This is a genomic window from Paenibacillus sp. J22P218 (genome assembly GCF_056269195.1).
This window is the reverse complement of record NZ_JBWDNL010000001.1, coordinates 1,606,450-1,631,452: the sequence shown is the minus strand read 5'-3', so window position 1 is coordinate 1,631,452 and position 25,003 is coordinate 1,606,450. Positions and strand designations below refer to the sequence as shown.

25 protein-coding genes are annotated in these 25,003 nt (G+C 48.5%); all 25 read right to left on the bottom strand.

The window, feature by feature from the left end; translation table 11 throughout:
• Positions 1-11 precede the first annotated feature (11 nt).
• Positions 12-1,280, bottom strand: coding sequence for a flagellar motor switch phosphatase FliY (fliY, locus tag AC0YN0_RS06825; protein WP_475820546.1), 1,269 nt, complete (start codon positions 1,278-1,280; stop codon positions 12-14).
• A complete protein-coding gene (gene fliM / locus AC0YN0_RS06820) occupies positions 1,270-2,271 on the bottom strand; it encodes a flagellar motor switch protein FliM (protein WP_442053154.1) in 1,002 nt (333 codons plus the stop codon). The genes fliY and fliM overlap by 11 nt, the downstream gene beginning before the upstream one ends.
• 37 nt (positions 2,272-2,308) lie before the next feature.
• Entirely contained in the window at positions 2,309-2,770 is a 462-nt protein-coding gene (locus AC0YN0_RS06815) for a flagellar basal body-associated FliL family protein (protein WP_442053153.1), read from the bottom strand.
• Positions 2,767-2,994, bottom strand: coding sequence for a flagellar FlbD family protein (locus tag AC0YN0_RS06810; protein WP_337098855.1), 228 nt, complete (start codon positions 2,992-2,994; stop codon positions 2,767-2,769). The genes AC0YN0_RS06815 and AC0YN0_RS06810 overlap by 4 nt, the downstream gene beginning before the upstream one ends.
• Before the next feature lie 62 nt (positions 2,995-3,056).
• Positions 3,057-3,875 (bottom strand): flagellar basal body rod protein FlgG, encoded by an 819-nt coding sequence (gene flgG, locus AC0YN0_RS06805; RefSeq protein WP_442053151.1) that lies wholly within the window; start codon positions 3,873-3,875, stop codon positions 3,057-3,059.
• A 99-nt stretch (positions 3,876-3,974) separates the two neighbouring features.
• A complete protein-coding gene (locus tag AC0YN0_RS06800) occupies positions 3,975-4,352 on the bottom strand; it encodes a TIGR02530 family flagellar biosynthesis protein (RefSeq protein ID WP_442053150.1) in 378 nt (125 codons plus the stop codon).
• Positions 4,352-4,816 (bottom strand): flagellar hook capping FlgD N-terminal domain-containing protein, encoded by a 465-nt coding sequence (locus AC0YN0_RS06795; protein WP_475820545.1) that lies wholly within the window; start codon positions 4,814-4,816, stop codon positions 4,352-4,354. The genes AC0YN0_RS06800 and AC0YN0_RS06795 overlap by 1 nt, the downstream gene beginning before the upstream one ends.
• A 41-nt stretch (positions 4,817-4,857) precedes the next feature.
• A complete protein-coding gene (locus AC0YN0_RS06790) occupies positions 4,858-6,255 on the bottom strand; it encodes a flagellar hook-length control protein FliK (protein ID WP_475820544.1) in 1,398 nt (465 codons plus the stop codon).
• Between the two features lie 49 nt (positions 6,256-6,304).
• Positions 6,305-7,222: a MotE family protein gene (locus tag AC0YN0_RS06785; RefSeq protein ID WP_475820543.1), complete on the bottom strand. Its 918-nt coding sequence runs from the start codon at positions 7,220-7,222 to the stop codon at positions 6,305-6,307.
• A 27-nt stretch (positions 7,223-7,249) separates the two neighbouring features.
• A complete protein-coding gene (gene fliJ, locus AC0YN0_RS06780) occupies positions 7,250-7,696 on the bottom strand; it encodes a flagellar export protein FliJ (RefSeq protein ID WP_475820542.1) in 447 nt (148 codons plus the stop codon).
• Positions 7,697-7,704: 8 nt separating this feature from the next.
• Positions 7,705-9,030, bottom strand: a complete 1,326-nt coding sequence (gene fliI, locus AC0YN0_RS06775; protein WP_475820541.1) for a flagellar protein export ATPase FliI — start codon at positions 9,028-9,030, stop codon at positions 7,705-7,707.
• Positions 9,017-9,853, bottom strand: coding sequence for a FliH/SctL family protein (locus AC0YN0_RS06770; RefSeq protein ID WP_475820540.1), 837 nt, complete (start codon positions 9,851-9,853; stop codon positions 9,017-9,019). The genes fliI and AC0YN0_RS06770 overlap by 14 nt, the downstream gene beginning before the upstream one ends.
• Positions 9,846-10,847 carry a flagellar motor switch protein FliG gene (fliG, locus tag AC0YN0_RS06765; protein ID WP_442053156.1) on the bottom strand — a complete coding sequence of 334 codons (1,002 nt, stop codon included), beginning with the start codon at positions 10,845-10,847 and terminating at the stop codon, positions 9,846-9,848. The genes AC0YN0_RS06770 and fliG overlap by 8 nt, the downstream gene beginning before the upstream one ends.
• Before the next feature lie 23 nt (positions 10,848-10,870).
• Positions 10,871-12,439 (bottom strand): flagellar basal-body MS-ring/collar protein FliF, encoded by a 1,569-nt coding sequence (fliF, locus tag AC0YN0_RS06760; protein WP_475820539.1) that lies wholly within the window; start codon positions 12,437-12,439, stop codon positions 10,871-10,873.
• A gap of 42 nt (positions 12,440-12,481) precedes the next feature.
• Entirely contained in the window at positions 12,482-12,787 is a 306-nt protein-coding gene (gene fliE / locus AC0YN0_RS06755) for a flagellar hook-basal body complex protein FliE (protein ID WP_337098842.1), read from the bottom strand.
• A 37-nt stretch (positions 12,788-12,824) separates the two neighbouring features.
• A complete protein-coding gene (gene flgC / locus AC0YN0_RS06750; RefSeq protein WP_475820538.1) occupies positions 12,825-13,277 on the bottom strand; it encodes a flagellar basal body rod protein FlgC in 453 nt (150 codons plus the stop codon).
• A gap of 3 nt (positions 13,278-13,280) precedes the next feature.
• The gene (flgB, locus tag AC0YN0_RS06745) at positions 13,281-13,697 is read right to left on the bottom strand and encodes a flagellar basal body rod protein FlgB (protein WP_475820537.1); all 417 of its coding nucleotides are present in this window, start codon (positions 13,695-13,697) and stop codon (positions 13,281-13,283) included.
• Positions 13,698-13,913: 216 nt separating this feature from the next.
• The gene (gene codY, locus AC0YN0_RS06740; RefSeq protein WP_442053543.1) at positions 13,914-14,684 is read right to left on the bottom strand and encodes a GTP-sensing pleiotropic transcriptional regulator CodY; all 771 of its coding nucleotides are present in this window, start codon (positions 14,682-14,684) and stop codon (positions 13,914-13,916) included.
• Between the two features lie 27 nt (positions 14,685-14,711).
• Positions 14,712-16,115 (bottom strand): ATP-dependent protease ATPase subunit HslU, encoded by a 1,404-nt coding sequence (gene hslU, locus AC0YN0_RS06735; RefSeq protein ID WP_475820536.1) that lies wholly within the window; start codon positions 16,113-16,115, stop codon positions 14,712-14,714.
• A gap of 73 nt (positions 16,116-16,188) precedes the next feature.
• Positions 16,189-16,734 carry an ATP-dependent protease subunit HslV gene (gene hslV / locus AC0YN0_RS06730; protein ID WP_475820535.1) on the bottom strand — a complete coding sequence of 182 codons (546 nt, stop codon included), beginning with the start codon at positions 16,732-16,734 and terminating at the stop codon, positions 16,189-16,191.
• Between the two features lie 147 nt (positions 16,735-16,881).
• A complete protein-coding gene (gene trmFO / locus AC0YN0_RS06725; RefSeq protein ID WP_475820915.1) occupies positions 16,882-18,201 on the bottom strand; it encodes an FADH(2)-oxidizing methylenetetrahydrofolate--tRNA-(uracil(54)-C(5))-methyltransferase TrmFO in 1,320 nt (439 codons plus the stop codon).
• 878 nt (positions 18,202-19,079) lie between these two features.
• Complete coding sequence (topA, locus tag AC0YN0_RS06720; RefSeq protein ID WP_475820534.1) at positions 19,080-21,185, bottom strand: type I DNA topoisomerase; 2,106 nt, start codon at positions 21,183-21,185, stop codon at positions 19,080-19,082.
• Between the two features lie 28 nt (positions 21,186-21,213).
• Complete coding sequence (gene dprA, locus AC0YN0_RS06715) at positions 21,214-22,347, bottom strand: DNA-processing protein DprA (protein ID WP_475820533.1); 1,134 nt, start codon at positions 22,345-22,347, stop codon at positions 21,214-21,216.
• 182 nt (positions 22,348-22,529) lie between these two features.
• Positions 22,530-23,471 carry a succinate--CoA ligase subunit alpha gene (sucD, locus tag AC0YN0_RS06710; protein ID WP_475820532.1) on the bottom strand — a complete coding sequence of 314 codons (942 nt, stop codon included), beginning with the start codon at positions 23,469-23,471 and terminating at the stop codon, positions 22,530-22,532.
• Between the two features lie 57 nt (positions 23,472-23,528).
• The gene (gene sucC / locus AC0YN0_RS06705) at positions 23,529-24,689 is read right to left on the bottom strand and encodes an ADP-forming succinate--CoA ligase subunit beta (RefSeq protein ID WP_475820531.1); all 1,161 of its coding nucleotides are present in this window, start codon (positions 24,687-24,689) and stop codon (positions 23,529-23,531) included.
• Between the last annotated feature and the right edge of the window lie 314 nt (positions 24,690-25,003).

Genomic DNA, 25,003 nt, shown 5'->3' with positions numbered 1-25,003 from the left:
CTCCCAGGATGTTACTGTAATTTTTGAATGCGGTCCCATTGGCTTACGATATCCGTTACGCGGACGCCAAAGTTTTCGTCAATGACGACAACTTCGCCTTTGGCGATCAGTTTGTTATTCACGAGAATGTCGACTGGCTCGCCTGCCAGCTTGTCCAGCTCGATAATGGAGCCTTGCGACAGCTCAAGAATATCCTTAATTTGCTTTTGGGTTCTTCCTAATTCTACAGTGACCTTAAGCGGTATGTCGAGAAGTAAATTGAGGTTTGTCGAATCAGGTTGAACGAACGCACCTCCGCCAAAATTAGCGAATTGAACAGGTTGTACATTGACATTGCGATTTGCTGCTTGATGTCCATATGTATGCGGTCCAGGGGGCTGCATTGGCATATCATATCCAGCTGCCGGCGCCCCGTAAGGCATGCCTGGTTGCGTCTGTGGAGGCATCGCATACATCTGAGCTGCCGCAACTTCCTGATAAGCTGCCGCTTGCTCGCCTGCCGCCGGTGAAGCCGCAGCAGGCGCTGGTGATGGCGCTGGCGCTGGTGATGGCGCTGGCGCCTGTGCTGGAGCAACCTCATCATCGAAGCTGCCGCCCATAAGCGTAGAAACCATCTGCTTAGCGAACGATACCGGCAACAGTTGCATGATCGTCGAATCGATAAGATCACCAATCGTTAAGCGGAACGAGATTTTGATAAATACGTCGACAGGAGGCAAATGTCCTAAACCGTCGCCATTGTTCACATCCAGAATGTCAATGCCTGGAGGCGATATGTTTACGAAGCGGTTAAAGATCGTTGACATCGAAGTCGCAGACGAGCCCATCATTTGATTCATCGCTTCTTGTACGGCGCTTATATGAATCTCATTAAGCTCCTCGATCGATACTTCGCCTTCGCCGCCTAACATTAAGTCGGCAATGACTTGTGCATCCTTCGTCTTAATGACTAGGGAGTTGATCCCTTGGAAGCCATCTACATATTGCACGCTTACGGCCACATGCGGCTTCGGAAAGATATCTCCAAGTTCATCGCGTCTAACCAATGTAACTTGCGGTGTCGTAATATCGACTTTTTTGCCTAGGAGCGTAGACAGAGCTGTTGCCGCGCTTCCGAACGTAATGTTACCGATCTCGCCAAGCGCATCCTGTTCCAAGGACGACAGGAAATCTTCCAATAGTTCGGCTTGTTCGGTCGACTGCGCTGATTCAGGCTCATTAGAGGATTGACGAAGCAATGCATCGATTTCCTCTTGCGATAAATAGTCTTTACTCGTCATATTCTTCTTCCACTCCTTCGCTGAGAACCTCGTCCACCTGTATCGCAATCCGATCCTTAACCGAACCCGGACTGCCGATGAACTTAAGCTTATCTCCAACTTTTATTTTGAGTCCATCCTCAATCGGCTTATTTAATGTAATAACGTCACCGATATTCAAACCTAGAAATTCGCTAATCGATATCGAAGATTCGCCAAGTTCTGCAACGATCGGAAGCTTCGCCCTATGTACCCGTTGTTCAAGTATTTCGTATTCCTCTGGGGCGCGCGCTTTCTTCTGCGATACAAACCAGTGGTGGACGGACAGTCTTTGCATAATCGGTTCGATGACGACATGAGGAATACAAAGATTGATCATTCCCGTTGTATCGCCGATCTTCGTGCTGAAAGAGATGAGTGCGATCGTCTCATTCGGCGAGACAATCTGCATGAACTGCGGATTTGTCTCTAAGGCTTCCATGCTCGGCGAAATATCAATGATCGTTCTCCAAGCTTCCTGCAAGCTTTCTAATGTCTTGCTGAAGATTTTTTCCATAATCATTGTTTCGATTTCGGTCAAGTTGTTGATCTTGGAAGGCGCCGAGCCTTGGCCGCCTAACATTCTGTCGAGCATAGCGTAGGCAACATTGGGATGAACCTCAAGCACCATCCGCCCTTCCAGCGGCTCCGCTTCAAATATGTTCAGAATCGTCATTTTCGGTATGGATCGAATAAATTCGTCATACGGCAATTGGTCTACGTGAACGACGTTAATTTGAACAAAAGTGCGAAGTTGCGCTGAGAAATAGGTTGTCAAATATCGCGCGAAGTTTTCGTGTATGCGAGTCAAACTCCGGATATGATCCTTCGAAAAACGAGTGGCGCGCTTGAAGTTGTAAACACTGACTTTTCGTGACGTATCTTCCTTCTTTAAATCCTCTGCATCCATTTCCCCTGAGGACAAGGCAGCGAGCAGCGCATCTATTTCGTTCTGCGATAAAACATCAACCAATTTTCTCACCTCCTTCGAGGAATGTCGGCCTTAACCTTTAAATTTCTGCGATTGTAAAGTTGGTAATCTCGACCTTAACAAGCTTGCCTTTGACGAGAATAGGATTAATCAAGTTAAGAAGCTTCGATTCCAGCGCGTCTTCGCCCTTCGAGCCGCTCAGTTCTTCCGCCGTCATATCCGCAACCGCGCGGTTAATAATCGGACGCACTTCAATTTCCATGATCTTGTCAAAATCTTCTTTCGCCTTTTTGCTATCCAGTTGGAAAGCAAAGCTTAGTATGACCACATATTCGGGGTCGAGCAGATTCCGTCGGAAATCTTTCAGTTCGGAAGTAACCTCTACGCGCTCAGTGGCGGACAAAACTTTCACTTCCACTGGCTTGTTGGCAGCCTCCGCATCTGTATCCGTCAAAAATGATTTGAACAGAATTACAGCTACGATGGCGATAAGCGTAATGGACAGCAAAATCGTAATCAACCATGGCATCATCTTTTTCATGTCGAAGGACCCTCCGTTTGTTCACTCTTCTGAGCCGTCGCAATGAGGCCGATCGTCCGAAGAAATTGCTGATTAAGCAGTATCAGGTCAGATGACTTTTCCTTTACGACCATCTTCTTGCCAGTCGTAAGCGTGATAACTGTATCAGCCGACTCCTCGATCACTTCAATTAAGAGCGCATTAATTATAACTTTTGTGCCGTTCAAACGCGTTACGGTAATCATCAGTTACCCCCTCACACCTAGGGGAGACGCCTTACGCCGCCTCCCGCCGGTTAAGACTTAAATTATCGTTTTAAGTTAACAACCTCTTGCAAAATCTCGTCGGATGTCGTAATGATACGCGAGTTGGCTTGGAAGCCGCGTTGCGCAACGATCATTTCTGTGAACTCAGCAGTTAAGTCCACGTTCGACATTTCAAGCTGACCTGCAATGATCGAGCCTGTTCCAAACTCAGGATCGCCTGCGAATGTCAGATAGTCTTCAATGGAAGCCTCCGGATTCGCATTTGCCGTCATCCGGTACATATTGCCGCCAAGCTTCTCAAGTCCGCTAGGATTGATGACTTTAGCTACAGCGATTTGCGGTCCAGGAACCGTACCGTCAGCTGTAACCGTCATAACCGTTCCGTCTTGACCAATGGAGAATGCCGTTACCTCCGGATCAAGGACGATCGGCTCTTGGTCCACGGAAAGCACGAAGTAACCGTCAGCCGTTACGAGCTGTCTGTTCGCGTCCAGCGTGAAGTTGCCTGCCCGAGTCAGCAGCATTTCAGCGTCGTCGTTAGCTCTAACCACGAAGAAACCGTCACCGTCGATACGCAAGTCTGTCGGCTGGTTCGTCGTCATAGCGCTGCCTGCCGTATGAACGGTATCGATCGAACCGATCGATACGCCGAGGCCAATCTGCTTCGCGTTGACGCCGCCGCGGACGCCTTCCTCTGGTGCTGTAACGCCAGCAACCGTTTGGCTCAAAATATCTTTGAACATGACGCGACCTGCTTTGAAGCCGACTGTGTTCACGTTCGCGATATTATTACCGATTACATCGAGCTTTGTTTGGAAACCGCGCATACCGGATACGCCGGAGTACATCGATCTTAGCATTGTTCGTTATTCCTCCTAAAAGTTTTTTCAATTCGATAGCGAGCTGCTGCAAGCCGCTTCAATCGGTCGGCGGCTCGAGGCCTCCTATTAGGTCCAGCCTTATTGAATAATTACAGCGCTATCGATCTGAGTAAATACGTTGCTCTGCATCTGACCGCCGTCCAGTGCCGTTACGACTGTGCGACTTGGAACGTTGACGATCATCGCAATGTCTCGGAAAACGATCAAAGAATCTTTCGCGCCTTTGGACGCCGCATCTTCGACGGCATTCATAATCTTCGTTAATGATTCGGGTTGAAGCTTAATGCCGCGCTGCTGCATGCGCAATTCCGCATGATGGCTGAACTTGAGCACCTTCGCATCGAGCATGTCGCGGAATTCCGTTGATTGCGATCCGCGTGATGCCGCAGTTTTGCTTGGGACAAGCGGAGTGCTCTTGACCGGAAACAAATGGCCGATCTTCATCGTGTCACTCATTATGCTTCAGCCTCCTCGCTAGAATCTGAGGCGCTCGTTTCTTTAATGCCAAGCACGTAATCTAATGCGACCGACTTTTCTCCCGCGGTTGCGTACAAAATGCCATCTTTCGAGACGATCGAATCCACGACGCCGCTAACAGGAATAATCGTTCCTGCTTCGTCATACTCGTTCCATTCGATCGTTTTGCCGATTAGACTAGAAGCGGAACCGATGCTTTGGCGAAGCTTGGACACTTCATCTGCCATGTTCACCATCTGCTCAACCGATGTGAATTGAGCCATTTGAGCGATGAAATCTTTGTCTTGCATAGGCTGCATCGGGTCTTGATTGCGAAGCTGAGTAACTAGGATACTTAGAAACTGATCTTTGCCTAACGTATCCGTCTTTTTCTCGGCCGCTTTCTGAACATTATCTGTACTGTAATTGGGCCAAACTACTTTGGAGGAAACGCTGTCTGCCATTTCTAATCACCTCCGTTTCTTCTCATTGTCGCCGCTAAGCGCTACGCCTTCACATTGATTGCTCTGCCGTATCCAAGTCCTTGAATCGTTACCTGCTCAACGATCTCGTTCTCGAAGGCCGCATCTGCTGATCCATCGCCGTTACCTTTCGAGGATTGTCGGTTGCCAGATGCCTGTTGCCCATTTCCTTGGCTGTTATGTTGACCGAACAATTGCGAGGATGCTCCGCCTTGGGATACTTCCAGCTTATCGACAACTAATCCTTGCGCTTGCAGCGCCGTTCTTAATTGGGCTAACTGGTTGTCCAGCATATCTTTTGCTACTGCCGTATCTGTATGGAAGATTGCTGTCAGCTGTCCGTTTTGCATCGAGATACGAACGTCTACTTGCCCCATATGTTCAGGGAATAAAAGCAGCTTCGCTTCCGATACGCCGTCTGCCGATGTAACGTCGAACTTTTGAACGACAAGTCCAGTCATCGTTTCGGCGAATTCTTCAGCAACCACATACTGGATAGGCGCATTCTTCGCAATAAGCGGAGCTGCGTTTTTCGCTTGCTCAGCATTTGCTGTCGTCACAGGCGCAAACGGTGTTTGTTCGGCTGCTGCTTGTTGTCCTGCTTCTGAATCAACCGTATTCTCAGAAGATTGCGCAGCTGCTGCAGCAACATAAGACGGATGCAACGCTTGTTGAGATAATCGTTGCAGTAGCGTGCTCGTTTCTGACTTCGGTGAAGATACAGCCGTAAACAATGAATTCGAAGCGGAATCCGATTTCGTTTCCTGCTTGATTTGAGAATCCGAATCGTCCTGAAGCAACGCTGCCAATGCTTGAAGCTGTTGACTAATTAACGTCGTTGGCTCTTGCTGATTAACACGCTTCAGATCACCTTGCGACATGAGAGCTTGCAGTTGCAATAACGCATCCTGCAGGCTGTTCTTGATCATAGCTGCATTCGTGTTAATCCCTAAGTCCGCTGATTCTTCATTGTTCGCTTGCAAGTTTACTGCAGGTTGATTCACCATTACGATCGGTGCGCCCAACATCGCGAGCAATGCGTTTAATTGATCTAACGCCGACTCAAGCTCCGTCAAGTTGTCCTCAAGTTCAACAGCGGGCTCGATGTTTCCATCCTCATCTTTCAGCTTCTCTAGCAAGCCGTCAATCAATGACATCAAATCCGATAGAAGCGTTAAGCTGTCTACATTCTCATTGCCTGCTGTCACTGGCTGTGTACCGCCAACAATCTGAACGATTGGTTTGGCTGATCCAGCAGCTTGCGATGCGTTGCCTCCGATTTGTTGAACGAGCGCTTTCTGAAAGCTGCCACTGGCACTTGAGCCTCCAGCAGCATTCGTTGCGCTTGAAGTTTGATTCTGACCTGCCGATGTTCCTGCTTGCGATTGAACGTTCACTGCCTGCGGAATAACCATTTCCATTTTTCTCACCTCCTCTCCATGATAGGATCTAAAAGGATGCTGTGAAAAATCAGTTGCCGCTCATGAGCTTCGTTACTAGCTGTGCCGTTGTCGACTCATTAATGGCTGACATTTCCGCTAATATTGCCGAACGTGTCGTATTATCTACAAGATTCAATATCCGAAGTGCTTTACTAGGACTGACATCAACCATCTTAATCAACAATTCGGCCGCGCTTTTCGCATTCATCGAAGTAAACGTTGCGCTTAGCTGTTCCTCGTCTAGCATGGAGGAGGCCGGCTTCGTCGTCTTCGACTTCAGCTCATCCACTTGCGATTGAAGTGCAGCGATCTGCAAATCTTTCGCCGTACCAACATCCTTCAGCTTGATTGCTGCATCGGCAGCCGTCTGAGGATTCATCTTCTCCATAATCCGAACGCGATCGTCAGGACGCATGGAGCTAAAGATAAGCACCATCTCTTCAAGCGTCATGCTCTGCATGATTGGCGCTGCTTTACTCGGGGAAATGGTCGAGAACATGTTCGACAGCTCAAGCACCTTCGCCTGATACTGTTCATCCTCTACGAGCTGTTCCTCATTCGAGCGTTTCAACTGAGCAATCTCGCCTTCAAGATCTTTGATCTGCTGCTCTTGCGCGGTCTTGGACTCTACGGCAGTCGCCAGTTCCTGTTCCTTCGTTGTAAGCTCAGCTTGCAGATCGGCGATTTTCTTGGACATATTGTCCGTCTTCAACTTTTCATCGTCTGAAGCAGCCCCTGCTTCAGCTTTCGGTTCCGGAAGTACTTCTTTAAGGAAAGGAACCGAATTACCGACTTCCAGCGCTTTATTCCGTATATCACTGTTAAACAGGATTAGCAGTACAACCAGCATGACAATCGCGAATAGAATCGGTGTCGTAAAAAACATGAACCGTTCGATCGCGCTATAACTTTGCTTCTCTGCATCCGCACCCGCCAAATCATTCACTCCCTCTAGCCAGCGTCACAGATCACGTTACGGGGTTGATATCATGAAACGGACGGTTGCCATCTCATCCAGCTCGTTCTGCTCCTTCACCTGCAGGGCGCTGCGAAACCGGTCAAAAGCGTGATCCTTGGCTTTTAGCCATACTTTCTCGTCTTTCATCTTCTCCGTAAGCAATCCTCTTCGATGCTCAACCTTTTTCTTCGCTTGGAGAACGTCCGCCATCTTGTTTTGGATACAAGTGACCAAGTGATCCAAGTACTGCTGCATGACTTGAAGCTCCATTAAGGAAACCGCGGTCTGAGAAGCTTCGATCAGCTTAATCTCCCATTCCCGCTTGGACATGTGCAGTTGCTCAAGCGACTGCTCTTCCACAGCAAGCGCGCCGACCGCCGCGGACAAAATCCATTCCGCTTGCGTCTTCTCGCTAGACTTTAAATCAACGATCTTCTGGAACGAATAACGAAATGCCGCCACTTAGCAGATCAGCTCCTATAGAAATCAGTAATTAATCGTTGCTGGGCTTCCTCAAGGGTTACCTTCTCATTCGTTTTTTGCCTTGTGTAGCTTTGGATTTCATCCATGTATTGGATGGCCCTATCAATTTCTTCATTTGTTCCTCGCTGATACGCCCCAATATTGATCAGGTCTTCCGAATCTTTATAAACAGCAAGGTATTTTTTTAGCACATTCGCGGCATCTTGCTGCTCTTCCGTAACAATTTCTTTCATGACTCGACTGACGGAAGCCAGTATATCAATTGCCGGAAAATGTCCCTTATGAGCAAGCGCCCTGCTAAGTACGATATGACCATCCAGAATACCGCGCACTGCGTCGGCTATCGGTTCGTTCATATCGTCACCGTCTACTAGAACGGTATAGAAGGCAGTGATCGAGCCTGTCGGACCAGTGCCCGCTCTCTCCAGCAGCTTAGGCAACGCAGCAAATACGGATGGCGTATACCCTCTTGTCGCTGGCGGTTCGCCAATGGCTAGTCCAACTTCACGAAGCGCCATCGCATATCGTGTAACGGAATCCATCATAAGCATCACGTTTAGTCCGCGATCACGGAAATATTCTGCGATAGAGGTAGCAATTAACGCGCCCTTCATCCGAATTAGTGCCGGCTGATCGGAAGTAGCTACAATGACAACCGAGCGTGCTAAGCCTTCCGGACCAAGATCCTTCTCAATAAATTCGAGAACCTCGCGTCCACGTTCACCGATCAGGGCGATGACGTTCACATCAGCCGATGTGTTGCGGGCGATCATACCGAGCAGCGTACTCTTGCCAACGCCAGAGCCTGCGAAAATGCCGACCCTTTGGCCGCTGCCTACGGTAAGAAGACCATCAATCGCTCGTACGCCAATGCCCAGCGGGTGTTCAACCCGAGGACGCATAAGCGGGTTGCTTGGCTCGTTATGAGTCGAGTATTGCTGCATACGGCTTGGCAGAAACGATCCATCGAGCGGATTTCCCAAACCGTCAAGCACTTTGCCTAGCAATTCGGATCCGACTTGAACCGTTAATGGCTTGCCCGTTCCAACGACATCGCAACCAGCGCTAATCGAATGAAGATCGCCTAGCGGCATAAGAATAACTTTGTTATCCCGGAAACCGACAACCTCCGCTTTGAGAGGCTTCGCCCCTTTGGACGGATAAATGTAGCAAACGTCGCCGATACTTGCATCCGGACCTTCTGATTCAACAGTAAGCCCGATTACCTGAGTTACTTTTCCGTTGACCCTGATCGGATCGAGCGGTTGCAAATGTTCGATATACTTGAGAACGTCAAGCTTAATCGTTTCCATGCGTATGGCCTCGCTCTTCGTTGCTATGATGCGCAAGCTGTATTAACTCTTTTTTGATCTCGGCTAGCTGCGTGTCGATTCGAGCATCGATGCTGCCGTAAGCCGAACGGATCACGCATCCAAAATCTTTAACGGTAGAATCCGGCAAAATTTGGAGCTCGGCTTGCGAATCGATCGAATAATGCAGTTCTTCCCTTGCGGCTTGTACGAAAGCAAGCTGTCCAGGGGATACACATAAAGTAATGACGCCTAGCTCTCTGCGTCTCGATAACGATTTGCGAATGAGCTCAATTGCCATTTCCGGTGCAGCCGACAATTGCATTCCGATAATTTTCTCGGCAATCGCACAGCTTAATTCAACAAGGAACGGTTCAGCTTCCTGAATGATCTGCTCTCTCATATCATAAGAACCTTTCAGAATAACAGACGCCTCTTCGAGCTTATGTTCCCAATGTTCACGAAGCTCTAGCTCGGCTTGTTCTGCGCCTTCCGAGTAACCTTGTGCGTAGCCTTGTTGTCTAGATGCTTCCGATGCCGCTTCATCTTCGGAACGCTTGAGAAGCCACCAGGTTTCAATCTGCTGTTCGGTCTCCTGAAGTAATTGCTCACTTTGCTGTGATGCTTCGCGCAGTCGGTCTTCAGCGAAAGTTTGCGCATCCGACAGAATTTGATCTCGAAGCGTTATTAACTCCTCGTCGGGTACCGGTTCGCTGTTTTGATGTTCTTCCGTCTCAGGCACTTCTGGAGCATATGGATTCATCCATTCCAGATGCTTTAATTGTTCTACCGAAATGACGCTCGAAGATTTTATCAAATTAGACAATGATATCGTCTCCTCCGCCGCGCGAGATAATGATCTCGCCCGATTCTTCTAGCCTGCGAATCGTTGCAACGATACGAGTCTGAGCTTCTTCGACGTCGCGAAGCCTTACAGGACCCATGAACTCCATTTCTTCTTTGAATGTCTCGGCCATACGCTTGGACATATTGCGGAAGATAACTTCGCGAACTTCTTCGCTCGCCACCTTGAGCGCCAATTGAAGATCCGTGCTCTCGATATCGCGAATGATACGCTGAATCGAACGGTTGTCGATATTGACGATATCTTCGAATACGAACATGCGTTTTTTGATTTCTTCAGCCAGTTCCGGATCTTGGATCTCAAGCGAATCGAGAATCGTACGTTCCGTTCCGCGGTCTACGCCGTTCAGGATCTGAACGATCGAATCGATACCGCCGGCATTTGTGTAGTCTTGTGTTACCGTTGAAGACAGCTTCTGTTCCAATACGCGTTCAACCTGCGAAATGACTTCAGGAGACGTACTGTCCATTAAAGCAATTCTTCTTGCTACATCAGCTTGCTTCTCTTGAGGCAAAGATGACAGAATATGTGACGATTGCTCGGATTGCAAGTACGAAAGCACTAGTGCAATTGTCTGCGAGTTCTCGTTCTGGATAAAGTTCAATATTTGAGTAGGCTCGGCTTTACGAGCAAAGTCGAATGGTCTGACTTGAAGCGTTGCCGTCAATCGATTGATGACATCAAGCGCCTTCTGTTCGCCAAGCGCCTTTTCCAAAATATCTTTCGCGTAGCCGATACCGCCTTGCGATATATATTCTTGAGCCAAACATATTTGATGAAATTCGCTAAGAATCGTTTCCCTGTCTATACTGTCTACCTTCCGAACATTCGCAATTTCAAGTGTCAGCTGCTCGATTTCCTCATCGCGCAAGTGCTTGAATATTTGAGCCGATACTTCGGGACCGAGCGTAATGAGCAGGATGGCCGCTTTCTGCCGGCCTGACAAACCTTGCATCGCTTTGGACAATTAAAGCACCTCTATTCATCCACTAGCCAAGTACGAAGAAGGTTGACGAATTCATCCGGCTTCCGTTTGGCAAGTGTTTCAAGATTTTTACGGGCTTGACTGTCACCATTGACACTATCAAAATCAAGCGTTGGATACTCCACTTTAGGAGGCGAAGCCATATCAATTTCTTCAACAACAGTTTGTTTGCGTCTGCGAACGAGCATGACGACAAGACCGCCGATTAATGCAAGTGCCGCAGCACCGATTCCAATAGCCCAGCCGAGTGATAATCCGCTTGATTGGCTCGCAGAAGAACCTTCTGCAAAAGTTTGTGCGATTACCGAAACCTTTTTGCCCATTAGTTCGTCATTAGTAACATCTTGACCCGAATCGGCTAGCTGCGCTCTTACAAGCGCCGTCAAATATGTTTTTACCGCTTGATTCGATTCGTCATTCAGTTTTCCTTGTTCGACGCCGATACTAATAGTAAGGTCCTTTACAAGAAACGGAGCGGACTCGATCTGATTTTTGATTCGATCAAATTCATAATTTGTCGCCTTAGAACTACTCTCCGAAGTACTTTCACCTGAGCTCGCAGCATCATAGCCAGGAACGTCGGTTTCACCTGTTCCTGTGACTCCGCCAGCTTGCGAAGAACCACCCGTAGACGAGCTGTTGTTCGATTCTTCACTCAGAATAATTCCGTTGTTATTGTTGCCTTCAAGCGGTCTAACGAGATTTTCCTCCGAATATTTCTTATCGAAGTTCATCGTGCTCGCTACGCTAATGACAAGATTGTTCGATCCGACCATCGGACCTAGAAATTGTTGAATGTTCTTCTTCAATTCCGATTCGTATTTGCGCTGGATTTGGAACTGTTGTTCAACGACGTCCGTATTTCCGACAAGCGCGCCGTCAACTTCAGACGATGCAAGTTCGCCTTGCGGACTCGAGATTGTAATATCTTCCATAGCAAGGTTCGGAACAGCTGTTTTCACCAAGTTATAGTAGCCATCGATTTCCTTTTGGCTTGGGCGATAACCTGACGCAAAGTTAAGCATGATGGACGCTGAAGCTTTCTTCGCTTCTTCAGCAGACAGAAACACGCTTTCCTCCGGCAAATTAATGAGCACGTTTGATGAATTCACACCTTGCATGCCGTTAAGCAACTGCTGTACTTCACCGTTTAATGCGTTCAAGTACTTCACATTGAATTCGTTGTCCGTTGTGCCGAAAGCGCTCGAGCTAGCGTTGAACGCTTCGAAGCCGATCGAACCGTTTTGAACAAGCCCTTGTGAACCAACATCGACTTTAACTCTGGATGCCACCGCGCTTGGCACTGAAATACTTTTGCCGTTCGCGCTAAGTTCGTAAGGAATCCCACTGCCATCCAAATGATTCATGATTGCTGCTGCATCGGTTGTATCCAAATTTTGAAAAGCAATCTCGTATTCCGTTCTAGTGAACACGATTGTTAACAAAATAATCGTTACTAACAACCCTCCAATGGATGCCCCCAACCATATTTTTTGTTTTCTGCCCATCTGGCCCCAAAACTGCGTAAGTCTGCCTCGATATTGGGCGATTCTCTCGTTCACATTGTCACCTCACCCAAATACTATGCTAAGAAGGTCTTCATGCTAAATTTGCATCCGCATCATTTCTTGGTATGCTTCGACTACTTTATTGCGGATTTGCGAGGTTAGCTGCAAACTAAGCTGCGCTTGTTCCGAAGCGATCAGGACTTTCGTCACATCCACCTGACCGACTAAATATTGATCGTTAAGCTTATGTACATTTTTTTCCTGCGCACTAACATTTTCAATCGCCGTTTTTAAGTATTCGCCGAACGATTGTGTCATCTCCGCCGGAGTCGCCTTGTCAAACGATTTAGTCTCGATTAGCTTCGTCGGTTGAATCTGGCTTAGCGACATCGGTTGTATCATCAGTACCCCTCCATTCTAGTTCAATTCACTCCGTTGCTTACCTGCCAATTTCAAGCGCTTTGACAAACATGGCCTTCGAAGCGTTTATTGCCGTTATGTTTGCATCATAGTTACGGGTTGCCGCAATTAAATCGACCATTTCTTTCATCACGTCAACGTTTGGCATTTGTACATAACCGTTCTCGTCGGCGTCTGGATGCGTAGGATTATACACGAGCTTGGTCGGTGTCTGATCTTCTTTGATTTCGGTCACCTTCACGCCTTGTCCAACTGAGCTATTGCCGCCCATTTGCTGGGAAAGGACGCTGGAGAACGATTGCTTCACAGGCTCCATGACAACCATCTTGCGTTTGTACGGCTCGAACTTTCCATTCACGAAATTTGCACGCGTCGTTTCAGCGTTTGCGATATTTGACGAAATAACGTCCATCCGCAACCGCTGTGCCGTTAATGCAGAAGCATTAATATCAAATCCTGTCGAAAGCTTCACTCTTTACGCTCTCCCTTCTATCGCGGTTCTCATCATGGAGACATCATGGTTAATTTGTTGGATATAAAAATTGTAACTCAATTGGTTTTTCGCCAATAACGACATTTCGCGTTCAATGTCGACATTGTTTTCACTGTTCGTCATAGAAGTCGTTTCATCGGTTACCACTTTAGCAGTTGGCACGTTAGAACCCCCGATACCAATCGGGATATGCCTGGAATCAGTCGTTCTGCCTGCAAAACGATTGAGACTATTGCCCCCCATCGATTGCTCCAGCAGTTCTTCAAAAAGTACCTCTGTCCTCTTGAAATGCGGCGTTTCAGCGTTGGCCACATTGTTTGAAATGACGCGATGCCTGAGCTCAGCCGCCTGTACGGCTCCCTCCATTCTTTGGAATGAAGCGCCATTCAACAAATTCATGCAGTTTCACCACTTTCATTGATGATCTTCTCTTAGGTATTCAACAGAATAATCTTCATTCCTGCTAAGTTCGACACATAAAAATGAAAAAAATGAGACGAGTGTGTCGATATTTGCCGACTTCATAATCTTCAACAATTCCCTAATTTATTACAATAAGAAAAAAGCCCTATCTTTGAATTCAGATAGGGCTGAAATGGTCTAAACGTCCCATTTCTAGTTTTTCATCTTTTGAAGTTCTTGTAAAAGCTGATGGTTTAATATTTTGATGTAGGTGCCTTTCATGCCTAACGATCTTGTTTCAATGACGCCGGCACTCTCGAGCTTGCGAAGCGCATTGACGATTACCGAACGCGTGATGCCGGCACGATCGGCAATCTTGGACGCTACGAGCAGCCCTTCCTTGCCATCAAGCTCTTCAAAAATATGTTCAACGGCCTCCAGCTCACTGAAGGACAACGAACCGACTGCCACGGATACGGCAGCCCGGCTGCGTACCTCTTGTTCTATCTCATCCGCACGCTCGCGCAATATTTCCATTCCTACGATCGTCGATCCGTATTCCGCAAGCACTAGATCATCATCATCAAACGTGCCTGACTGCCTGGTCAGTACAAGCGTTCCTAGACGATCTCCGCCTCCGATAATAGGTACTACGGTCATAATTTCTTGGTCGCCAAGCCGAGGAAACGTCTCATAAACGCCTTCATCCGGCTTCACGTTCGTCATGGATTCCTGCATATCGAGGAACCTGACGTTAGCGTCCTGCGGAAACCTGAGTTCATCAGACGACAAGGAACGCAGGAAATCGTGATCATACACATCAACCGCCGCGCTGCCGAGGATTTTCCCTTTGCGGCTCACAACGAATACATTTGTCTGAATCGTCGTACACAGCACCTCGGCCATTTCTCTAAAGTTAAGCGCCTTGCCCGCAGCGCGCTGCAGCAAACGGTTCAAGGTTCTTGTCTTTGTAAGTAAAGTCATTACACTGCCTCCCAAAACTCTTAACAACTACAATATATATTGACTCAAATCGCGATTTTGCGCAATGCTTCCCAGCTTTTCCTTCACATATTCCGGTGTAATCGTCATTGTCGCAAGCGTCAGCTCAGGCGCCTCAAACGACAAGTCCTCTAGAAGCTTCTCAAGAATCGTGTGCAATCTGCGCGCACCGATATTTTCAGTATTCCGATTGACGTCTGCCGCTATTGACGCGAGCTCACGAATCGCTTCGTTCGAAAACTCCACTTTAATGCCCTCTGTCTCCAGAAGTGCGGTGTATTGCTTCGTCAATGCGTTCTTAGGCTCCGTCAGAATGCTCACGAAATCATCCAAGCTTAGACTCGTTAATTCTACCCGAATTGGGAAACGTCCCTGAAGCTCGGGAATTAGATCGGAAGGCTTAGCCATATGGAAAGCTCCCGCGGCGATGAACAGCACGTAATCCGTCTTCACAGGACCATACTTGGTCATGACCGTAGAACCTTCAACGATAGGTAAAATGTCCCGTTGAACGCCTTCTCTCGATACTTCGGGACCGTTGCCTCGCGACGGACTGGCGATCTTGTCGATCTCATCAATGAAGATAATACCGGATTGCTCTGCGCGAAGGACCGACTCCGAGATGACATCATCCATATCAATCAGCTTATTCGCTTCTTCCTGGGTAAGCACCTTGCGGGCTTCCTTGACCGAAAGCTTACGCTTCTTATGCTTCTTCGGCATGAACTGACCGAACAGCTCCTGCATATTCATGCCCATGCCCTCAGGTCCTTGGCCAGACAGCATATCCAGCATATTAGGCGTGGAGTCTTCAACCTCGATCTCGATCGTCTCGTTCTCCAGCTTGCCTGCTGCCAGCTGTTCCTTCACCTGACTGCGTCTTTGCTGAACGTTAAAGTCAACGTCCGGCTCTTCGACTTCCTCTTTCGCCTGCTGCTGATTGTTGCCGAACAGCATTTCAAAAGGATTTTTGGCTGACTTCGCTTTGGCAGCAGAAGGCGCAAGCAGCGATACAATACGCTCGTTAGCAAGCTTCTCGGCCCGCTCCTGCACACGCTCCGTACGCTCAGCCTTCACGATACGAATCGACGTCTCAACGAGATCGCGAACCATCGACTCCACATCACGGCCAACGTAACCCACTTCCGTGAACTTCGTCGCTTCGAGCTTCACGAAGGGAGCTTTCACCAGCTTAGCCAAACGGCGGGCAATTTCCGTCTTGCCGACACCAGTAGGACCGATCATTAAAATGTTTTTCGGAACGATCTCATCGCGCAGCGATTCATCCAGCATGCTTCTGCGATAACGATTGCGGAGCGCGATCGCAACCGACCGCTTCGCTGACTTCTGACCGACAATATATTTATCCAGCTCTGCAACAATTTGGCGCGGCGTTAAGGCATCATTTTTCATACTATAATCCCTCCGATAATAGATTCCATCCGATCATTACACGCTAAGCTGATAGTTCTTAAGGCCTAATTGATTATCCGATTTCTTCAACGATAATATTATTGTTCGTATAGACACAAATTTCGGCAGCGATTTGCAGGGAAGCGCGAGCAATTTCCTTCGCCTCCATTTGCGATGAATAGCGAGTTAACGCCCGAGCGGCCGACAGCGCATAAGTTCCGCCCGAACCAATCGCCAGAATACCGTCATCCGGTTCAATGATTTCACCATTTCCAGAGATCAGCAGCAGACCGCTTTCGTCCATGACCAGCATCATCGCCTCCAGCTTGCGGAGCACGCGATCCGATCTCCAATCCTTAGCCAGCTCCACGGCAGAACGTTGCAGATTGCCATGATGTTCTTCAAGCTTGCCTTCGAATTTCTCGAATAGAGTAATGGCATCGGCAACCGATCCTGCAAAACCAGATATGACTTGTCCGCGATAGAGTCGTCTTACTTTTTTGGCGGTGTTCTTCATCACCATGCTATTGCCGAACGTGACTTGCCCGTCTCCGGCAATTGCGCCCTTTCCATTATGTCTGACTGCGCAAATCGTCGTCGCGTGAAATTGCATTTCCATTGCTTTGCCTCCTCTATGGTATGACTCAAGCACGATATACTCCTACTTGAGCAGCAGTTGTCTTTCTTCCAAAGTTAAGCGCCTATATGATGAAATCCTATACAAGCGCCGCCTTGAGTAGACCTTGCTATGCTTTCCTACGAAATTTTATTGCAAATGTTCCCGTTTAAATTGCTCAATACCTTCCAGTGCACGATTTGCGATCGCTTCGTTTTTCTCTTTTTTGCTGCGAATTCTCGTTTCTAACGGCGGGAACAGCCCGAAATTCGCATTCATCGGTTGAAAATGCTTGAAATCGGCTGTCGTAATATATTTCGCCATACTGCCCAGCGTCGTTTGCTCTGGCAATACGATCGGCTCCTGACCTTGAGCGACTCTAGCGGCGTTAATACCCGCTATAAGGCCTGAAGCGGCTGACTCTACATAACCCTCTACCCCGGTCATTTGACCGGCAAAGAACAGATTCTCACGCGTGTTAAGCTGATAAGTCGGCTTAAGCAGACGCGGCGAGTTAATGAACGTATTTCGGTGCATGACCCCGAAACGGACGAACTCGGCATTTTCCAGCCCTGGAATGAGTGAAAACACACGCTTCTGCTCGCCCCATTTCAAATGGGTTTGGAAGCCTACTACATTGTAGAGCGTTCCGGCAGCGTTATCTTGGCGCAGTTGAATAACCGCATGCGGCAGCTTGCCGGTATGCGGGTTAACAAGACCGACAGGCTTCATCGGCCCGAAGAGCACGGTCTGTTTGCCACGACTGGCCATAACTTCGATTGGCATACAGCCTTCGAAATAAACCTCTTTCTCGAATTCCTTAAGCTCAGCGGTCTCGGCTGTCGTAAGCGCTTCGTGGAAAATTTCGAATTCCTCTTCGGTCATCGGACAGTTGAGGTAAGCTGCTTCGCCTTTATCATAACGGGATGCCAGATACACTTTGTTCATATCGATAGAGTCTTTCTCGATAATCGGCGCAGCCGCATCATAGAAGTAGAAGTATTCCTCGCCAAGCAGCTCTTGAATTTGAGCCGACAAGCCAGGCGCCGTTAATGGGCCTGTTGCAATGACGACGATACCGTCCGTCGGAATCTCGGTTACTTCTTCGTTGCGCACCTCGATAAGAGGATGCTCGCGAAGCCTGCTCGTTACCTCTCCAGAGAATCCGTCACGGTCGACGGCGAGCGCCCCGCCAGCAGGTACGGCATGCTGATCAGCGCAGCTCATAATAAGCGAGTTAAGCTGACGCATCTCTTCCTTCAATACGCCTACGGCGTTCGTGAGACCATTCGCACGCAAGCTATTGCTGCAGACAAGCTCTGCGAATTGGTTCGTATGATGTGCCGGCGTTTGCCTAACCGGACGCATTTCATATAAAATCACGGGCACTCCTTGGGAGGCGATCTGCCATGCAGCCTCGCTTCCGGCTAAGCCTGCTCCGATGACGGTTACGGTTTGTGGTTGTGACAATGACAATTTAGGTCAATCCTTTCGAGTATATTTGCTACCAAACCTTCAAAGGCTTTTCGAACCCACCCAAACCCTCCCTTCCAAGGGAGGGCCCCATAGGGTTGCACCCTCTGGACACCGCCTGACTAACGATGTAGGAAGAGAGACGCTCGCGAGTCCACACTGTGCTAGGATCGCTGGTGTCCTTCCGGACACTCTTCACCTTTGGCTGGTGTTTACTTACCTGGTTTCGTGCAACAGTAACGATGGAGTACCAGATGTGTTTTTGAGTTTATTTAGCGCTTCGAACGCTTTGTCCCTACGGGACACGCTTGTACTGGGCAAAGCTTGGTTAGTTTTGAGTGCTTGAAGAGCAAGTATGGACTATTGATCGAATATTCGGACTAAGGTTGAGTCAGCTATATTTACAATCCAATCGCCCGCATCCAAACGATTCTTTTGTACCCGATGGATGGCAACCGTCACCCTCTCTATTAACTGGAATTTGTCCTGTTATTTTACGGATATGGACTGAATTTCTCGAAATAACTGGATTTTCTCCATCTATTTCGTGATGATATGTGCTGGATGCGGATAATGGGCTGTATTAACGGGAGTTTTTCCCGCTATTGCTAGCGCAGTCGACGATGGAGAGCATTTAACTGGATAAATTCCAGTTATTTTTGCTCCTTACTCCGTTCTCTATCCTACCTGCATCTTCACGCTGACCGTCTATGGACGGTCAAACCCTCCCCTTTGCAGGGAGGGCTTGATACGATAATGCATCGGGTGTTAAAAAATGGAATGATAAGCCCATATAACGACGGTGTCCTCCCTAGTAAGGGAGGACGGTGTGCCACTCGCAATGGCTGTTTGTTCATTTCATTAATAAGCTTGCTTTAATCCACGATTTCCTCGTTATCCTCTTCATCCGGTACTTCTTCCGAATAGTCGCAGGTCGGACAATTCAGCTTAACCCCGCTCCGGTTGCGCTTCTCGACCAACATGCTGTCGCAATTCGGACAAGGTTTCGTAGTCGGCTTATCCCATGACACATAATCGCAGCCTGGGTATTGATCGCATCCATAGAAGATTCGGCCTTTCTTGCTGCGTCGCTCGATAATCTTTCCGTCTCCGCATTTCGGACAAGGAACGCCAATATCCTTGACGATCGGCTTCGTATTGCGGCAATCAGGAAACCCTGAGCACGCAAGGAACTTGCCGAAGCGGCCCATTTTGTATACCAAATGCCTGCCGCACTTCTCGCACAGCTCGTCGGAAACCTCATCCTGAATTTCGATTTCCTTCATCTCGTCCTCTGCAACCTCGAGACGTTTCTCGAAAGATTCGTAGAACGTTGCAAGCACCTTTACCCAATCTTCCGTGCCTTCCTCCACATGGTCAAGGTTTCCTTCCATGTTGGCGGTAAACTCGGCGTCAAGAATTTCGGGGAAGAACTCCTCCATTAGTTGGATAACAAGATCGCCTAGCTCGGTCGGCATGAACTTCTTCTCTTCCATCGCCACATAACCGCGCTTCTGAATCGTCTCCAATGTCGGCGCATACGTACTTGGACGCCCTATGCCGAGCTCCTCAAGCGTTCGAACGAGCCGCGCCTCCGTATAACGCGGCGGGGGCTGGGTGAAATGCTGTTTCGGTTCAACCGTCTCGGCAGCAATCACATCGCCCGTTGCAAGCGGCGGCAAAAACTTATGCTCTTCCACGGTGCCGTCATCGTTTCCTTCGACATACACCTTCATGAAACCCGCGAACTTCACTTTCGAACCGACCGCACGGAACACAGTGCTGCCAGCTTGCATATCAACGGTCATCGTATCAAGAATAGCAGAAGACATTTGGCTGGATACGAAGCGCTCCCATACGAGCTTATATAGACGGAACTGATCGCGGCTCGTGAATGCCTTAACCGACTCCGGGTCACGGAGCACGGATGTCGGACGAATCGCTTCATGCGCATCTTGCGCATTGCTGTTCTTCTTCGTATAGACGCGCGGCTGTTCAGGAGCAAACGCCGGACCGTACTTCGTCGTGATGTACTCCTTCGCTTCCTCTTGTGCAACCGGTGAGATACGAGTCGAGTCCGTTCTCATATAAGTGATTAAACCGACTGTACCCTCCTTGCCAAGCTCTACGCCTTCATAAAGCTGTTGAGCAACCGACATCGTCTTGGAAGCGCGGAAACCAAGCTTTCTGGCCGCCTCCTGCTGCAAGGAGCTCGTAATGAACGGCGGAGCCGGATTACGGAGTCGTTCCTTCTCTCTTACATCGGAGACGCTGAACTTCTCGCCTTTCATAGCGCTCAGCACTTCTTGCACGTCCGCTTCCTTGCCAAGTTCCTTCTTCTCCCCGTTCACCGAATAATATTTGGCGTCGAACGGGATGCCGGAATGGGTCAGCTTAGCGGTAATGGACCAATATTCCTCGGGAACGAAAGCGTCGATCTCATTGTCGCGATCGATAATAAGCTTAACCGCAACAGATTGTACGCGTCCGGCGGACAAGCCCTTTTTCACTTTCTTCCATAGAAGAGGGCTAATCTTATAACCTACAAGCCGGTCTAGTATTCGTCTGGCTTGCTGCGCGTTAACCAAATCCATATTGATCTTCCGCGGCGTCTTGAACGCGTCCTTCACGGCTTGCTTCGTTATTTCATTAAATACGACACGGCAAGTGTCTGTTTCGTCAAGCTCCAAGTAGTGTGCCAAATGCCACGCAATCGCCTCGCCTTCGCGATCCGGGTCAGCCGCCAGAAAAACATGTTTTACTTTTTTGCTGGCGTCCTTCAATTCCTTGAGCACGCTTCCCTTGCCGCGAATGGTTATGTATTTGGGGTTAAAATCGTTCTCTACCTCTACGCCGATCTGACTTTTAGGCAAATCGCGAATGTGACCCATCGATGCTTTAACGATATATTTGCTGCCTAAATATTTGCCTATCGTTTTGGCTTTGGCCGGTGATTCGACGATAACTAATGAATCTGCCATGCGAGGTGCCTCCTCTCTCTACTGCTAGTTACAATGGGATATATATGGATCCGGGCTGAAGCTCGATTTTCCGTTTTATACATAAATTTATCAGAAGTGCGTTCAAATGTCCAAACGGAATGGCGGACAGCTCGTGTAATTCATTAATGGACAATGGCTGATCTTGCAAAAAACGGACGATTTGCCGCTCTTCTGCTGTTAAACTTAAGGCCGAGTCTTCACTCGCACTCCCAGCAGTTGTCTTGCTTTTGAACCTATTCTCAATAGCGGCTGGCAGCCACCTCAGCTCTTCAATGATATCATTTGCGCAAGAGATGAGCTTTGCTGTGCCTTTCTTGATAAGTTCGTTGGGACCATCGCTCTTCGGCGAAGAGATTTGTCCCGGGATGGCGAACAGTTCTCTCGACATGTCGAGCGCGTATTGCGCCGTTATGAGCGACCCGCTTCGTTTGGCTCCCTCCACAACAACCGTGCCTACCGATAAACCGGCAATGATCCGATTGCGCTGGGGAAATTGTCCCGGATGAAGCTTCGTGCCAATCGGCGTTTCGGATAAAAGCAAGCCTTTCTCAGCTATCGCACGAAATAATGAAGCATTTTCCGAAGGATAACAGGTATCAATCGGCGTTGGCAACACCGCTATCGTTCCGCCAGCACCGTCTAGCGCCGCTTCATGCGCAACACTATCGATTCCTTTGGCAAGTCCGCTAACAATGGTTAAACCAAGATCGGAGAGCTCCTTCGACAGTTCTCTTGCACTATGTCTGCCATAGGCGGTTGGCACTCTCGTACCGACAATAGCAACGCTTGGCGCGTGCAACAGTTCGATATTGCCTTTCGCGTACAGCACCCAAGGGGGCTGATCGATCTGTCTTAAACGATATGGATATTCCTTATCGAACGGCGTTAACGTAACCGCCCCTGCTCTTTCGGCAGTTGGAGCCGACTTGTCAGCGAGATCCCATCTCCCCGCAGCGAATCGGTTCATGACCGATTGTGCCTGATCCTTTTTCAAGCCAATGCCGGTCAACAGCTCAAATGTCCATATTGGCGTAAGCCATAATTGATGCTCAAGCGCCTTCGTAATGGAATGCCAGCCAATGCCCGGTATTTCATAGAATGCGACAACCATGCTTCTTTTCAGTTCATTATTGCTATTCATACGCCCATCCCTCTCATAGTTCCGGACGGCATACATTCTTATCTATTGTGCGTTACATGGATAAAGAATGCAAGTCGACCGATTAAATTTTGAAAATCCAAATGAAAATGAACAAAAAAAAGCAACCCTCCAACTCCCGTTAACGGGTCGTCGAAAGGTTGCTTACCTTCATAACTTGCGTATTAGATTTGTGCTTGGTGAGTCGTGCATTTATCAAGCAAGCCTTGCTCTTTCAGCACGCTTACGAGCGTGGAGCCCATATCCGTAGGTGTCGGAGCAACTTTGATGCCGCATGCTTCAAGCGTAGCGATCTTCTCTGCTGCAGTACCTTTGCCGCCGGAAATGATAGCGCCTGCATGGCCCATCCGTTTGCCCGGAGGCGCTGTTGCGCCGCCGATGAAGCCGACTACCGGTTTCTTCATGTTCGCTTTGATCCACTCAGCAGCTTCTTCCTCTGCTGTACCGCCGATCTCGCCGATCATGATTACCGCATAAGTGTCAGGGTCTTCGTTGAAACGGTTAAGGATGTCGATGAACTCGGATCCTTTAACAGGGTCGCCGCCAATACCAACCGCGGACGATTGACCGATACCGCGAGTTGTAAGCTGGTGAACCGCTTCGTACGTCAACGTACCCGAACGGGAAATGACGCCTACGTGGCCTTTTGTATGGATGTAACCCGGCATAATGCCGATTTTGCACTCGCCTGGTGTAATAACGCCTGGGCAGTTCGGTCCGATAAGAACCGTTTTGCTGCCGTCCATATAACGTTTTACTTTAACCATATCAAGTACCGGAATGCCTTCTGTAATACAGATGACAAGGTCAAGCTCAGCGTCTACGGCTTCCATGATTGCGTCAGCAGCGAATGCCGGCGGTACATAGATAACCGAAGCGTTAGCGCCCGTAGCTTTGACAGCTTGAGCAACCGTGTTGAATACCGGAAGCGATACAACATTTCCGTTGTCAAGCGTGATGTCAACGTTCGTGCCGCCTTTGCCCGGAGTAACGCCGCCAACCATTTGCGTACCGTATTCTAAAGCGCCTTTTGCATGGAATAAGCCGGTTGCGCCTGTAATACCTTGAGTAATGACTTTTGTGTCTTTATTGACCAAAATGCTCACTCTTAACTCACATCCCCTGAATGAATTCGTATGCGGGCATGCCGCAAGTCAAGCTATTTATTTCACGAGAGCGACAATTTTTTGAGCGCCGTCCGACATGGAGTCAGCAGCGACAATGTTCAATCCCGATTGTTTCAAAATAGCTTTTCCGAGGTCTACGTTTGTACCTTCCAGACGAACGACGAGCGGTTTATCAAGACCAACTTGTTTAGCCGCTTCGACAACGCCGTTAGCAATAACGTCGCAACGCATAATGCCGCCGAAAATGTTAACGAAGATCCCTTTTACTTTTTCGTCGGACAAAATAATTTTGAAAGCTTCGGTAACCTTCTCTGCAGTTGCACCGCCCCCTACGTCGAGGAAGTTGGCCGGGTCGCCGCCGAAGTATTTGATAATATCCATCGTTGCCATTGCAAGGCCTGCGCCGTTAACCAAGCAGCCAATGTTGCCGTCTAGGGCGATGTAGCTGAGATCGTATTTAGAAGCTTCGATTTCTTTCGCATCTTCCTCTTCGAGGTCGCGAAGCGCTACGATATCTTTGTGGCGATACAGCGCGTTGGAATCGAAGTTCAGCTTCGCGTCAAGAGCGATAACTTGTCCGTCGCCAGTAACAACAAGAGGGTTGATCTCCGCGATGGAAGCGTCCTTCTCAACGAATGCCGTGTAGAGAGAGATCATGAACTTAACTGCTTTATTAACCAGCTCGCCTGGAATATTGATTGCATAAGCCAGCTTGCGCGCTTGGAATGCCTGAAGGCCAACAGCCGGATCGACAACCTCTTTGAAAATTTTCTCCGGGGAATGCTCGGCAACTTCTTCGATTTCCGTGCCGCCTTCTTCCGAAGCCATTATAACGACGCGGCCTGTACCACGGTCGAGAACGACGCCGATATAATATTCTTTCTTAATGTCGCAGCCTTGCTCGATGAGAAGACGTTTGACTTCTTTGCCCTCTGGGCCAGTTTGATGCGTTACGAGCACTTTGCCAAGAATTTCGCTAGCGTATGCACGCACTTCATCCAAGTTTTTTGCTACTTTAACGCCGCCCGCTTTACCGCGTCCGCCAGCATGAATTTGTGCTTTCACGACAACTACGGAAGTTCCGAGCTCTTTGGCCGCTTCTACAGCTTCATCAACCGTGAAGGCAACTTTACCTTCAGGTACGACTACACCATACTGTTTAAGGACCGCTTTCCCTTGATACTCATGGATATTCATTGTTGAAATCCTCCATTTCACAGACTGAAATCAGTCATATGTACACAAACCTTTATTATTGTAGCACCTTTCCATGCTTGTTACCTTATTTTCACGCATAATTAATACGGCTTTTTTGATATGGGTTTAATCTCTTTTTGAGATTAAACCGCAGGAGCCAGGCAAACTACGCCAAATAGTATATCCTTAAACCTCATTTATTACGCGACAAATGTTATAGGATTGACAGTAGGGAAAGGCATGATCTATGATAGTCCCATAATCTAAAAAATGGAAACGGAATGGTTAGGAAGCACCTTCATTCAATACTTGGA

Bases quoted from the DNA above. Each gene is read 5' to 3' on its own strand.
- flgB (WP_475820537.1), bottom strand. From the start codon at position 13,697: ATGAATTTGTTGAATGGCGCTTCATTCCAAAGAATGGAGGGAGCCGTA.
- sucC (WP_475820531.1), bottom strand. From the start codon at position 24,689: ATGAATATCCATGAGTATCAAGGGAAAGCGGTCCTTAAACAGTATGGT.
- fliI (WP_475820541.1), bottom strand. From the start codon at position 9,030: ATGGAAACGATTAAGCTTGACGTTCTCAAGTATATCGAACATTTGCAA.
- hslU (WP_475820536.1), bottom strand. From the start codon at position 16,115: ATGAAAAATGATGCCTTAACGCCGCGCCAAATTGTTGCAGAGCTGGAT.
- fliE (WP_337098842.1), bottom strand. From the start codon at position 12,787: ATGATACAACCGATGTCGCTAAGCCAGATTCAACCGACGAAGCTAATC.
- AC0YN0_RS06795 (WP_475820545.1), bottom strand. From the start codon at position 4,816: ATGGCAGACAGCGTTTCCTCCAAAGTAGTTTGGCCCAATTACAGTACA.
- topA (WP_475820534.1), bottom strand. From the start codon at position 21,185: ATGGCAGATTCATTAGTTATCGTCGAATCACCGGCCAAAGCCAAAACG.
- AC0YN0_RS06800 (WP_442053150.1), bottom strand. From the start codon at position 4,352: ATGAGTGACACGATGAAGATCGGCCATTTGTTTCCGGTCAAGAGCACT.
- codY (WP_442053543.1), bottom strand. From the start codon at position 14,684: ATGACTTTACTTACAAAGACAAGAACCTTGAACCGTTTGCTGCAGCGC.
- fliG (WP_442053156.1), bottom strand. From the start codon at position 10,847: ATGCAAGGTTTGTCAGGCCGGCAGAAAGCGGCCATCCTGCTCATTACG.
- fliY (WP_475820546.1), bottom strand. From the start codon at position 1,280: ATGACGAGTAAAGACTATTTATCGCAAGAGGAAATCGATGCATTGCTT.
- hslV (WP_475820535.1), bottom strand. From the start codon at position 16,734: ATGGAAATGCAATTTCACGCGACGACGATTTGCGCAGTCAGACATAAT.
- AC0YN0_RS06810 (WP_337098855.1), bottom strand. From the start codon at position 2,994: ATGATTACCGTAACGCGTTTGAACGGCACAAAAGTTATAATTAATGCG.
- AC0YN0_RS06790 (WP_475820544.1), bottom strand. From the start codon at position 6,255: ATGGAAATGGTTATTCCGCAGGCAGTGAACGTTCAATCGCAAGCAGGA.
- flgG (WP_442053151.1), bottom strand. From the start codon at position 3,875: ATGCTAAGATCGATGTACTCCGGCGTATCCGGTATGCGCGGTTTCCAA.
- AC0YN0_RS06815 (WP_442053153.1), bottom strand. From the start codon at position 2,770: ATGAAAAAGATGATGCCATGGTTGATTACGATTTTGCTGTCCATTACG.
- dprA (WP_475820533.1), bottom strand. From the start codon at position 22,347: ATGAATAGCAATAATGAACTGAAAAGAAGCATGGTTGTCGCATTCTAT.